This is a genomic window from Mesorhizobium sp. P2_D6, assembly GCF_056404315.1.
In genome coordinates this window covers 23,499-35,800 of the sequence record NZ_JBFUEG010000021.1, presented here as the reverse complement: position 1 = coordinate 35,800, position 12,302 = coordinate 23,499, and the positions used below count along the sequence as shown (strand labels likewise).

General features: G+C 62.5%; 10 protein-coding genes. 7 read left to right on the top strand and 3 right to left on the bottom strand.

Features of this window, described 5'->3' with window-relative positions:
* Positions 1–116: 116 nt before the first annotated feature.
* On the bottom strand, positions 117–1,289 hold the full coding sequence (locus tag AC1D1L_RS29135) for a cystathionine beta-lyase (RefSeq protein ID WP_477344712.1): 1,173 nt from the start codon (positions 1,287–1,289) through the stop codon (positions 117–119).
* A gap of 470 nt (positions 1,290–1,759) precedes the next feature.
* On the opposite strand from AC1D1L_RS29135, the gene AC1D1L_RS29130 reads away from it, so the two are divergent.
* The 5 genes from AC1D1L_RS29130 to AC1D1L_RS29110 all read left to right on the top strand — a co-directional run bounded on the left by AC1D1L_RS29130 (position 1,760) and on the right by AC1D1L_RS29110 (position 6,794).
* Entirely contained in the window at positions 1,760–2,788 is a 1,029-nt protein-coding gene (locus tag AC1D1L_RS29130) for an amino acid ABC transporter substrate-binding protein (RefSeq protein ID WP_477344710.1), read from the top strand.
* A gap of 62 nt (positions 2,789–2,850) precedes the next feature.
* Positions 2,851–4,038, top strand: a complete 1,188-nt coding sequence (locus tag AC1D1L_RS29125) for an amino acid ABC transporter permease (protein ID WP_477344708.1) — start codon at positions 2,851–2,853, stop codon at positions 4,036–4,038.
* 4 nt (positions 4,039–4,042) lie between these two features.
* Complete coding sequence (locus AC1D1L_RS29120; protein WP_477344706.1) at positions 4,043–5,200, top strand: amino acid ABC transporter permease; 1,158 nt, start codon at positions 4,043–4,045, stop codon at positions 5,198–5,200.
* Positions 5,201–5,221: 21 nt separating this feature from the next.
* The gene (locus AC1D1L_RS29115) at positions 5,222–6,025 is read left to right on the top strand and encodes an amino acid ABC transporter ATP-binding protein (protein ID WP_023671483.1); all 804 of its coding nucleotides are present in this window, start codon (positions 5,222–5,224) and stop codon (positions 6,023–6,025) included.
* Between the two features lie 103 nt (positions 6,026–6,128).
* The gene (locus AC1D1L_RS29110; RefSeq protein WP_477344704.1) at positions 6,129–6,794 is read left to right on the top strand and encodes a TIGR02117 family protein; all 666 of its coding nucleotides are present in this window, start codon (positions 6,129–6,131) and stop codon (positions 6,792–6,794) included.
* 28 nt (positions 6,795–6,822) lie between these two features.
* On the opposite strand, the gene AC1D1L_RS29105 is transcribed toward AC1D1L_RS29110, so the two are convergent.
* Positions 6,823–8,046 (bottom strand): FAD-dependent monooxygenase, encoded by a 1,224-nt coding sequence (locus tag AC1D1L_RS29105; RefSeq protein WP_477344702.1) that lies wholly within the window; start codon positions 8,044–8,046, stop codon positions 6,823–6,825.
* 19 nt (positions 8,047–8,065) lie between these two features.
* Entirely contained in the window at positions 8,066–8,311 is a 246-nt protein-coding gene (locus AC1D1L_RS29100; RefSeq protein ID WP_112562390.1) for a zinc-finger domain-containing protein, read from the bottom strand.
* A gap of 236 nt (positions 8,312–8,547) precedes the next feature.
* Here AC1D1L_RS29100 and AC1D1L_RS29095 point away from each other — a divergent pair, with 236 nt between their 5' ends.
* Together AC1D1L_RS29095 and ppx are read left to right on the top strand one after the other, a co-directional pair.
* Positions 8,548–10,749, top strand: a complete 2,202-nt coding sequence (locus tag AC1D1L_RS29095) for an RNA degradosome polyphosphate kinase (RefSeq protein ID WP_477344700.1) — start codon at positions 8,548–8,550, stop codon at positions 10,747–10,749.
* Positions 10,749–12,281 carry an exopolyphosphatase gene (ppx, locus tag AC1D1L_RS29090; RefSeq protein ID WP_112562391.1) on the top strand — a complete coding sequence of 511 codons (1,533 nt, stop codon included), beginning with the start codon at positions 10,749–10,751 and terminating at the stop codon, positions 12,279–12,281. The genes AC1D1L_RS29095 and ppx overlap by 1 nt, the downstream gene beginning before the upstream one ends.
* The last annotated feature ends 21 nt before the right edge of the window (positions 12,282–12,302 follow it).

The window sequence follows — 12,302 nt, the reverse complement described above, 5'->3', positions numbered from 1 at the left end:
CGCACGGCCGAGCAATGAGCGGCTTTGCGACGCCGATCATCCTGCGAAAGCCGCCGGGCCAGTCCTTTCAACACGTTGGGCGGGTTTGCGGAATCAGCATCGCAGGTCAGCTTGTGTCATGCCGCGGCGGCCGCAGCGGCCAGTCCGCGCAAGATGTCGGCCTTGAGGTCCTCGACATCCTCGAGCCCGATCTGCAGGCGGATGAGCGGGCCGTCATAGGGGCCCTTGGCGACGACGCGGTCGCCGAGGAAGACCGGCACGGCAAGGCTTTCATAGCCGCCCCAAGAATAGCCGAGGCCGAAGATCCTCAGCGCATCGAGGAAGGCGTGCTGCTGTTTCTGGCCACCGCCCTTGAGCACAATGGAAAAGATGCCGCTCGAGCCGGAAAAATCGCGCTTCCACAGCGCGTAATCGGGATGGCTGGGCAGCGCAGGGTGCAGCACGCGTGCCACGCTGGGCTGCCCTTCGAGCCAGGCGGCAATGGCGAGCGCGCTCTTTTGATGGTGATCCAGCCGCACGCCCATCGTGCGCAGGCCGCGCAGCACCTGGTAGACGTCGTCGGGGCCGGCGCAGCAGCCCATTGTGTAGAACGTCTCGCAAAGCTGTTTCCAGCACTCGGCATTGGCCGACACCGTGCCCAAAAGCACGTCGGAATGGCCGGCGGGATATTTCGTCGCCGCATGGATCGAGATGTCGACGCCGTGGTCGAGCGGGCGGAAATAGAGCGGCGTCGCCCAGGTGTTGTCCATCATGACGATGGCGCCGGCCGCGTGCGCCGCCTTGGCGATGGCCGGTATGTCCTGCACCTCGAAGGTGTTGGAGGCCGGCGATTCCGTGAACACGACCTTGGTGTTGGGCTTGATCAGCTTGGCGATGCCGGCGCCGGCATGCGGATCGTAATATTCGACCTCGACGCCCAGCCGCTTCAGCATCGTATCGGCGAAATTGCGGGTCGGATGATACACGGAATCGACGATCAAAATGTGATCGCCTGCCGAGAGATACGCCAGCAGCGGGATCGTTACCGCCGCCAGGCCCGACGGCACGATTATCGAGCCGGCCGAGCCTTCCAGAGCGTCGATCGCATGCGCCAGCGCGTCGGTGGTCGGTGTACCGCGCGTGCCGTAGGTGTATTTCTGGCTGCGCGCGGCCATCGTCGCGGCATTGGGGTAGAGCACGGTCGAGGCATGCACGATCGGCGGATTGACGAAGCCGAAATAGTCGTGCGGGTTGTTGCCGGAATGGGCAAGCCGCGTGTTGATGCCCAGTTCGCTGCCGTCTGTCGCCATGGTTCGCCGCCTGTCAAAGGATGTCAGGAGATCAGCCATAAAGCGGTGGCAAAGCCCGCGCAACAGCCGTGGACCCGCCAAGCGGTGGGGTTTGCATGGGCCAATCCATCGCGGTTCGCGCCTCCAACAAAGCATCGCTATAGTGACGGCGGAGTCTGTCGCGAGCTATAGACTTGTGCGGCTGCTTCTTTGACTGATTTGTTTGCACGGGTTGCCGATTTCCTGGTGGTCTTGTGCGCATTTCAGGCATTCGCGGCAATTGGTTTTCAAAGCTGTCGTGAATCGGTCATTTCCCTTGACCTCACAGGAATAATCGCCTTCGATGCAGTTCGTGAATGGGAGGGGCCGGGCGTCGGTTACGACGCGGGGTTCCGGGATCCACCGGATGGGAGCCGGGTTCACGCGGGAAAAAGATCAGGATTTGCCTGAGGATCAGGGTTTACCTGAAAACAGAAAAGGGTCTGTGGGTTATGAAACACATTGCAATTGGCATTCTCGGCGCCGCAGCGCTTGGATGGATGGCTTCGTCTGCGTCGGCGACCACGCTCGGCGACGTCAAGGCGAAGGGCTTCATCCAGTGCGGTGTCTCGACTGGTCTGGCCGGTTTCTCGGCGCCTGACGACAAGGGCGACTGGAAAGGCATCGATGCCGATTTCTGCCGCGCTGTCGCGGCTGCCGTCTTCGGCGACGGCACTAAGGTCAAGTTCACCCCGCTTAGCGCCAAGGAGCGCTTCACTGCGCTGCAGTCGGGCGAGATCGATATCCTGTCGCGCAACACCACCTGGACCATCAATCGCGATACTGCGCTCGGCCTGAACTTCGTCGGCGTCACCTACTATGACGGCCAAGGCTTCATGATCAACGCCAAGAAGCTGCCGGGCGTCAATTCCGCGCTGCAGCTTTCGGGTGCGGCGGTCTGCGTGCAGAGCGGCACCACGACCGAGCTCAACCTCGCCGACTACTTCAAGGCGAACAAGATGGAGTACAATCCGGTCGTCTTCGAAAAGCTGGAAGAGGTCAACGCCGCCTATGACGCCGGCCGCTGCGACGTCTACACCACCGACCAGTCGGGTCTCTACGGCATTCGCCTGACGCTGAGCGCGCCGGCCGATCATGTCGTGCTGCCCGAGATCATCTCCAAGGAGCCGCTCGGTCCGGCCGTGCGCCAGGGTGACGACCAATGGTACCACATCGTCAAGTGGACCTACTTCGCGCTGTTGCAGGCCGAGGAACTCGGCATCACCCAGGCCAATGTCGACGAGCTGAAGACCTCGGATAATCCGGAGATCAAGCGCGTGCTCGGTCAGGAAGCCGAAACCAAGATCGGCACCGACCTCGGCGTGAGCAATGACTGGGTCGTCAACATCGTCAAGGCCGTGGGCAATTATGGCGAGATGTTCGAGCGCAATGTCGGCACCGGCAGCCCGCTGAAGATCGCGCGCGGCATCAATGCGCTGTGGACCAAGGGCGGCCTGCAATACGCGCCACCGATCCGCTGATCGAAATGTGATCCGGAAGGCAGATCGTCTGCCTTCCGGTTTCTCTTTCCAGGGATGGTCCAATGGCGTCGCAGGAAGTTCTTCGCGAGGAGCCGAGCCGAGGTTCCTTCATCAACGATCCAAAAGTCCGCGGGATTTTTTTCCAGGCGGTGGTTGTCATCTTGCTGGTGGCGGGCGTCTGGTGGATCGTCCACAACGTTATCGAGAATCTGCAGCGCCTGCATATCGCTTCCGGGTTCAGCTTCCTGAAAAACCGTGCCGGGTTCGACATCCCAGTCAGGCCCATCGCTTATACTTCGGACTCGACCTATGGCGATGCCATTATTGTCGGGCTGATCAACACCCTCATCGTTGCCGGTGCCGGCATCATCACAGCGACCATCATCGGCTTTGTCGTTGGTATCGGCCGCTTGTCGCGAAACTGGCTGATTCGCAAGATCTGCACCGTTTATGTTGAGGTGTTCCGCAATATCCCGCCGCTGCTGGTGATCTTCTTCTGGTATTCAGGCGTGCTGGCGGTGCTGCCGGCGCCTCGCGACAGTTTCAATTTGCCGTTCGGCTCTTTCCTCAACCAGCGCGGCTTCTATTTTCCACGGGCTATCTGGGGCGAGGGCTCCTGGCTGATCTTCGTCGCTTTGCTTGTCGGCATCGCCATGGCGTGGTTCGTAGCCCGCACGGCGCGCCAGCGGCAAATGGCGACCGGCCAGCAATTTCCGGTGTTGTGGACTTCGCTGGCGCTGATCGTCGGCCTGCCATTGCTGGCCTACGCGCTGAGCGGCTTTCCGCTGAGCTTCGATTTTCCCAAACAATCGACCTTCAACCTGACCGGCGGCTTCCAGATCGGACCCGAGTTCCTGTCGCTCTATCTGGCGCTGTCATTCTACACGGCTTCCTTCATTGCCGAGATCGTGCGCGCCGGCATTCTCGGCGTCAGCAAGGGCCAGACCGAGGCGGCTGGCGCGCTTGGGCTGCGGCCGGGATCGATCCTGCGGCTTGTCGTCGTTCCTCAGGCCATGCGCATCGTCATCCCGCCGCTGACCAGTCAGTATCTCAATCTGACCAAGAACTCGTCGCTGGCCATTGCCATCGGCTACCCGGACCTGACGGCAATCGCCGGCACTGTGCTGAACCAGACCGGCCAGGCGGTCGAGGGCGTGCTGATCATGATGGTCGTCTACCTCATAATCAGCCTGGTGACCTCGGCAGTCATGAATGTGGTCAACGCCAGGATGGCGCTGGTGGAGAGGTAAGGCCATGCAGGAACATGATACCGCCTGGGTACGCACCGAAATGGCACTGGCGCAACAGGCGCCGGCAGGCGTGCGGGGGCCTTTGGCATGGGTTCGCAAGAACCTGGTCGGTTCGGTGGGCGACGTCATCCTGACTGTGCTGGCTATTGCGCTGGTGGTGATGATCGTGCCGCCTATCATCAACTGGGCCTTCATCAACGCCCAATGGGTGGGGCCGGATCGCACGGTATGCGCCACGGCAGCGCAAGGTGGCATCCAGCCGGACGGCTGGTCCGGCGCCTGCTGGGCCTTCGTCAACGCCAAGTTCGGTCAGTTGATGCTTGGCCGTTATCCGATCGAAGAACGCTGGCGGCCGATCCTGGTCGCCATCCTGTTCGTGGCGCTGCTGGTGCCGCTGCTGATACCACGCGTGCCGCGCAAGGGATTGAACGCCATTCTTCTGTTCCTGGTGCTGCCGATCGTCGCCTTCGTGCTGCTGGTTGGCGGTATGTTTGGCCTGCCCCATGTCGAGACGCAGCTGTGGGGTGGGTTGCTGGTGACGCTCAGCCTGTCCTTTGTCGGTATTGCCGTGTCGCTGCCGATGGGGATCGTGCTGGCGCTCGGCCGACGCTCCAAGATGCCGATCGTCAAGACGTTGTGCGTGATCTTCATCGAGTTCGTTCGCGGCATCCCGTTGATCACGGTTCTATTCTTCGCCAGCGTCATGCTGCCGCTGTTCCTGCCTGCGGGCGTTTCCTTCGACAAATACCTCAGGGCGTTGATCGGCGTTTCGCTGTTTGCCGCTGCCTACATGGCTGAAGTGATACGCGGTGGTCTGCAGGCCATCCCCAAGGGTCAGTATGAGGGCGCGGATTCACTTGGCCTCGGCTACTGGCAGAAGATGACGCTGATCGTACTGCCGCAAGCGCTGAAGCTGGTCATTCCCGGCATCGTCAACACCTTCATCGGCATGTTCAAGGACACCAGCCTGGTGATCATCATCTCGATGTTCGACCTGCTTGGCGTCGTCAAGCAGAACTTCGCGGACGCCAATTGGGCGACGCCGCAGACCGCGAGATCTGGCCTCATCTTCGCAGCCTTCGTCTTCTGGCTGTTCTGCTTCGGCATGTCGCGCTATTCGATGTACACGGAACGCCGGCTCGACACCGGCCACAAACGCTAAGAACAAAAAGGGGAACCTGCCATGGTCATAGAAAACGCCGTCAGCGCCGAAGAGATCAAGGTCGATGCCAAGAAGATGCACATCTCGACCACCGATGTCGCCATCGACATCATCGGCATGCACAAATGGTATGGCGAGTTCCACGTGCTGAAGGACATCAATCTGAAGGTGATGCGCGGCGAGCGCATCGTCATCTGCGGTCCTTCGGGCTCCGGCAAGTCGACCATGATCCGCTGCATCAACCGGCTGGAGGAACACCAGAAGGGCAAGATCATCGTCGACGGCAAGGAGCTGACCAACGATCTCAAGAAGATCGACGAGGTGCGCCGCGAGGTCGGCATGGTGTTCCAGCACTTCAACCTGTTCCCGCATCTGACCATCCTGGAGAACTGCACGCTGGCGCCGATCTGGGTGCGCAAGACGCCGAAGAAGCAGGCCGAGGAAATCGCTATGCACTTCCTCAAGCGCGTGAAAATCCCGGAACAGGCCAACAAATATCCGGGCCAGTTGTCCGGCGGCCAGCAGCAGCGCGTGGCGATCGCCCGCTCGCTGTGCATGAACCCGCGCATTATGCTGTTCGACGAGCCGACCTCGGCGCTCGACCCTGAAATGATCAAGGAAGTGCTGGAGACGATGGTGGGCCTGGCCGAAGAAGGCATGACCATGCTGTGCGTCACCCACGAAATGGGCTTTGCCCGCAAGGTCGCCAACCGGGTGATCTTCATGGATCAGGGCCAGATCGTTGAACAGAACACGCCGGCCGAGTTCTTCGACCATCCGCGCCACGAGCGCACAAAGCTCTTCTTGTCGCAGATCCTGCACTGAGCATTTTCATCCAAACCGGAAGAGCCCGGCCGCAATGCGGCCGGGCTTTTTTGCTATTTTGGGGCCGGACGATGACGTCGGGAGACCGCAAAGCCGCCGCCGCATGAGAAGAGCCCTGCGTTTCCTGGCCATGCTGGTTGTCGCGGTCGCACTTGCCGCAACGCTCGGCACTTTGGTGCCGCGCCCGCTCTGGCCGGCGTCGGCGGCGGGTGAGGGCACGCGCCATATTCTTGTGCTGAAGAACCCGATCCACACCGACATCGCCATTCCGGTCGATGATGCCGTACGCCAACGCTTCCATTTCCTGGTCTATGCCGGCATCGCTGCGGACGCTCCCGAGGTGCGCTACATCGTCTTTGGCTGGGGCGGCCGCGCCTTCTATCTGGAGACGCCGACCTGGTCTGAGCTGAAACCAGTGCCTGTGCTCAAGGCGCTGACGCTGGACGCCTCGGTCATGCATGTCGATATCGCCGGCGCCATCGCCGAACCGCATCCCGCCGTCACCGGCTTCGACATCGATGAGGCGCGTTTTGCAGCGTTGCTCGATTATATCGACGCGAGCTTCCAGCAAGGGCCGGACGGCCCCATCGTCATCGAGAATGCCGCGTATTCGAGGTTCGACCGCTTTTTTGAGGCGAACGGCCATTTCAACGCGCTGGTCGGCTGCAACACCTGGACGGCGGCGGGTCTGCGCACCGCCGGTCTGCGCACCGGCTGGTGGAACCCGCTACCGGCCTCGCTCCGCCTGTCGATGCGGCTGTATAACTAGGCGAAAACAGCATCCCGGTGGCGTCGAGCTAGCACCTGATGATTTTCTGCGGCTCCCAGCCATAGAGCCAGTCGAGATCGGCCGCGAGCTTGTCGGGCGAGCGCATGGCCAGAAACAGGTTGCGGGCGACAGCCACCGGGCCGGCGGCATGCCAGGCCAACCGGTTGACGGCACCGCGACGTGCGGCTTTGGCGACACGCGGCCGCCGCAGGTTTTCCCAGATCTGAAAACTCCTTGCCGGATCGGCAGGGAAATCGGCAATGACGTCAGCCAGCGTCACGGCATCTTCGATCGCCATGGCCGCGCCTTGCGCTGCAAACGGCGTCATCGCATGCGCGGCGTCGCCAATCAGGGCGATGCCTTGCGAGCTTGTCCACCGCTGCTGGACGACCGTATGGATCGGAAAGGCCGTCCAGGGACCGGCCAGCGCTACAAGCCTGGCGAGGTCCGGCGCTGTGCCGCGCGTGGCGCCGTCGAGAACAGCTGGGTCGGCATGGCCCGACCAGCCTTCGGCAATACGCTCGCCCTTGGTGAAGGCCGCGAGATTGAAGGCGCGGCCGTTGCTGACGGGATAGGCGACCATGTGGAAGCCGGGATGCAGGAAGGTGGTGACACAGTCGTCAGCGGCGATGGCGGTAAAGGCTTCTCCGGCGGCGCTCTCAACCGCGACCGTTGCCCGCCAGGCGAGTTCACCCGAAAAACGGCTTTTGCCGAAGCCTGCGAGTTGCGCCCGGACCGACGACCAGACACCGTCGGCGCCGACCAGGAGCCGGCCGCTTGCTTCGATCGCGCGGCCATCCGCTTCGGCGGTCACGGCAACATCTGACGCATTGACGGCGATGCTGTTGACGCGTGCACCCGTGACAAGCTCAATTCCCGGCCGCTCAGCCACCTGCGCCAGCAGTGCCGCCTGCAGATCGGCGCGGTGGGCGACGAGATAGGGCGCCTGCCAGCGCGCTTCGGCGGCTTGCCCGAGCGGCACCCGCGCCAGTTCGCGCAGCGTCCCGGCATCCTTGAGCACCACCGCTTCCGGCCGCAAGGCCGCCGGCAGCAGGCGCTCAAGCACGCCGAGCTTTCGAAGAATGCGTGTTGCGTTGGGCGAAAGCTGGATGCCGGCGCCGGCGGCTTCGAGGCGCGACGCCTGTTCGAACAGCCTTACCGCATATCCGCGTTCGGCAAAGGCAAGGGCAGCCGTCAACCCGGCGACGCCAGCCCCGGCGATTATGACCTGCCGGGCCTGTGTGTCCTGCATCGGGCTTGCCGCGACAGGATCAGGCGGCCTGGTCGATGTAAATGCAGCCGGCCGGCACCGTTTCAGTCGCCTTCAGCTTCGCCGAATAGCGGTAGAGCGTCGAGCAATAGGGGCAGACCTTTTCATTGTCGTCGCCCATGTCGAGGAAGACATGCGGATGATCGAAGGGCGGGTTGGCGCCGGTGCACATGAATTCCCTGACACCGATGTCGATCGCCGGATGGCCGGCATCGTTCTGGAAATGGGGAATGGAACCGCCTGCCATCGTCGTCTCCTTAACGCAGTCTCGTCTGCATCTGGATCATAACAGCTCTCTTTGCAAGATCGATGAAATGAAACTGTCGCAAAAGGCTGGCAGAGGATAAGTTGAGCCGGTTAAGCGCATGACCGGGAAGTCGAGCGATTCCGCGACGGATCATGCGTCACAAAGACATGGTAGAGCGTCCATGGCCATCTCGGCATTTGCGGCGCTTCAAAAGGAACGGTTGCGGGCAGGAAACCATGAATGAACTGAAGCCGGTGCTGAACGAATTCATCAATATCGAGGCGGCAAGCCCCGAGGGCGGCAATCCCGACCGTTTCGTCAACCGTGAATTCTCCTGGCTGCAGTTCAACCGGCGCGTTCTCGAGGAATCGCAGAACGAACACCACCCGCTACTCGAACGGGTCCGTTTCCTGTCGATCTCGGCCGCCAATCTCGATGAATTCTTCATGGTCCGCGTCGCCGGTCTTGCCGGCCAGGTTCGCGAAGGTATCGCGCTCAAGAGCCCCGACGGGCGCACGCCCGAGCAGCAGCTCGAACAGCTTTTGCGCGAGGTCGAGCGGCTGCAGGAGGACCAGCAGAACAGCCTGTCGGCGCTGATGCTGCTGCTCAACAAGGAAGGTATTGAGAGCATCACCCGCGATGCACTGACCAAGGATGAGAAGGTCTGGCTGGAAGATCATTTCCAGGATCAGGTCTTCCCGGTGCTGACCCCGCTGTCGATCGACCCGGCGCATCCGTTTCCGTTCATTCCCAACCTCGGCTTCTCCATGGCGCTGCAATTGCGCCATCGCAAGAATGGCGAGGAGATGAGTGCGCTTCTGCGCCTGCCGGTGGCGCTGAAGCGCTTCATCCGTCTGCCGGACCGCAAGCAGCATGTTCGCTTCATTCCGCTCGAGGAGGCGGTCGGCCTCTATATCGGCAAGCTGTTCCCCGGCTATGAGGTCAAGGGCTCCGGCACCTTCCGCATCATCCGCGACAGCGATATCGAGGTCGAGGAGGAGTCGGAGGATCTTGTGCGCCTGTTCGAGACGGCGCTGAAGCGCCGCCGCCGCGGTTCGGTCATCCGCATCGAATTCGACAAGTCGATGCCCGGCGAATTGCGCGAGTTCGTTGCCGGCGAGCTTGGCGTCTCTTCGAGCCGCATCAGCGTTCTGACCGGCCCGCTGGCGCTCAGCCAGATTTCGGAGATCGTCTCCGTGCCGCGCGACGACCTCAAATTCAGGCCCTACAATCCGCGCTTTCCCGAGCGAATCCGTGAACATGGCGGCGATTGTTTCGCGGCCATCCGCGAGAAGGACATCGTCGTCCACCACCCCTACGAATCCTTCGACGTGGTGGTGCAGTTCCTGCGCCAGGCGATGGCCGACCCGGAAGTGGTGGCAATCAAGCAGACACTCTATCGCACCTCCAACGACAGCCCGATCGTGCGTGCGCTGGTCGATGCGGCCGAGGCCGGCAAGTCGGTGACCGCTCTGGTCGAGCTCAAGGCGCGCTTCGACGAGGAAGCCAACATCCGCTGGGCGCGCGACCTCGAGCGCGCCGGCGTCCAGGTCGTGTTCGGCTTCCTCGAGTTGAAGACCCATGCGAAAATGTCGCTGGTGGTGCGGCGCGAGGACGGCAAGCTGCGCAACTATGTGCATCTGGGCACCGGCAACTACCATCCGGTCACCGCGCGCATCTACACCGACCTGTCCTTCTTCACCACCGATCCGACGATCGCGCGCGATGTCGCGCAGCTCTTCAACTTCATCACCGGCTATGCCGAGCCGACCGACGAGATGCGGATCGCCATCTCGCCGTTTACCCTACGCAGCCGCATCCTGAAGCACATCACCGACGAGATCGGCCATGCGCTGGCCGGCCGGCCGGCGCGCATCTGGATGAAGATGAACGCGCTGGTCGATCCGAACATCATCGACGCGCTCTATGACGCCAGCCGCGCCGGCGTCGAGATCGATCTTGTCGTACGCGGCATTTGCTGTCTGAGGCCGCAGGTGCCGGGCCTGTCGGAAAACATCAGGGTCAAGTCGATCGTCGGCCGCTTCCTCGAACACAGCCGCATCTACTGCTTCGGCAACGGCCATGGCCTGCCCTCGGACGAGGCAATCGTCTACATCTCCTCCGCCGACCTGATGCCGCGCAATCTCGACCGCCGCGTCGAGACCATGGTGCCGATCACCAATCCAACTGTGCATGAACAGATACTTGGCCAGATCATGCTGGGCAACATCATGGACAACCAGCAAAGTTTCGACGTATTGGCTGACGGAACCTCCCGGCGCGTGGCGCTGGAGGAGGGTGAGGAACCGTTCAACGCGCAGGAATATTTCATGACCAATCCTAGCCTGTCCGGACGGGGCGATGCGCTGAAGTCGCATGCGCCCAAGCGCATCGCGCAGTTCAAGCGCCGCAAGAAAAACGCTGCAGCGTCCGGCTGATGATTTCAACTTCCCAGGGCCGGCTGCAGGATCGCCGACCGCTGTCCATCATCGACATCGGCTCGAACTCGATCCGCCTTGTCATCTATGAAGGGCTGGCGCGCTCGCCGACCCTGCTGTTCAACGAAAAGATGCTGGCCGGCCTCGGTCGCGGCATTGTGTCGACCGGCAAGCTCGATCCCGAGGGCGTGACCCGCTCGATGGAAGAGTTTCGCCGCTTCCGCGCGCTGTCCAACCAGGCCGGTGCCGAGCACATGTATGTGCTGGCGACCGCCGCTGCCCGCGAGGCGATCAACGGCCCCGATTTCATCCACCGCGCCGAGGATGTACTCAAGACCGAGATCCGCGTGCTGACTGGCCGGCAGGAGGCGCATTATTCGGCGCTCGGCGTCATCTCCGGCTTCCACCCGGCCAACGGCATTGCCGGCGACCTTGGCGGCGGCAGCCTGGAGCTCATCGACATCAATGGCGAGGCGATCGGCGACGGCATCACGCTGCCGCTGGGCGGCCTACGGCTGCAGGACATGGCGAAGAATTCGCTCGCCCAGGCGGCCAAGATCACGCGCGAGCAACTGGCGCGGGCCAAGCTTCTGAAGGGCGGGCAGGGCAGGCCCTTCTATACCGTCGGCGGCACCTGGCGAAACCTCGCCCGGTTGCACATGGAAATGAGCAACTATCCGCTCGGCGTCATGCACCATTATGAGATATCGACCGAAAGTGCTTTGAGTTTCCTCAAGCAGGTGGCGCGGCCCGAGATCGAGAAGGTCCGCGGTATCGAGGGCGTCTCCAAGAATCGCCGCTCGCTGCTGCCCTATGGCGCGGTCGTGCTGCAGGAGATCATGGCGGCGATGCAGCCGTCGAAGATCATCGTCTCGGCGCTTGGCGTGCGCGAAGGGTTCCTTTATTCGCTGCTCGACCAGGCCGAGCAGAAGGCCGATCCGCTGGTCTCCGCCTCGGAGGAACTGGCCCGGCTGCGCTCGCGTTCCGTCACCCATGCGCATGAGCTTGTCGAATGGACGGGCAAGACCTTTGCCGCCTTCGGCATCGACGAGACCGAGGATGAGGCGCGCTACCGCCACGCCGCCTGTCTGCTGGCCGATATAGGCTGGCGCGCACACCCGGAATATCGCGGCAAGCAGTCGCTCAACATCATCGCCCACGCCTCCTTCATCGGCGTCGACCATCCCGGCCGTGCCTTCCTGGCGCTGGTCAGCCTGTTCCGTCATGAGGGCGTGTTCAACGACGCCGCGCCGGAAATTCGAGGCCTGGCGACGCCGCGCTATCTCGAGCGCGCCCGCATCCTGGCGGCGGTGCTGCGCGTCGTCTACCTGCTGACGGCGGCGATGCCCGGCGTCATGCCAAGACTGAAATGGGAAAACCGTGGCAATGGCACGCTGGCGCTGGTGCTGCCGGCTTCGCTCTCGGACCTCTACGGCGAGCGCCCGGCCGGACGCCTGGCGCAACTGGCGCGCATCACCAACCGCCGGCTGGTGCTGGCGGTTGAAGGCGGGCAGAGCGTGTCGGTGAAGTAGGGCGTCTTCGTCAAATAGGCG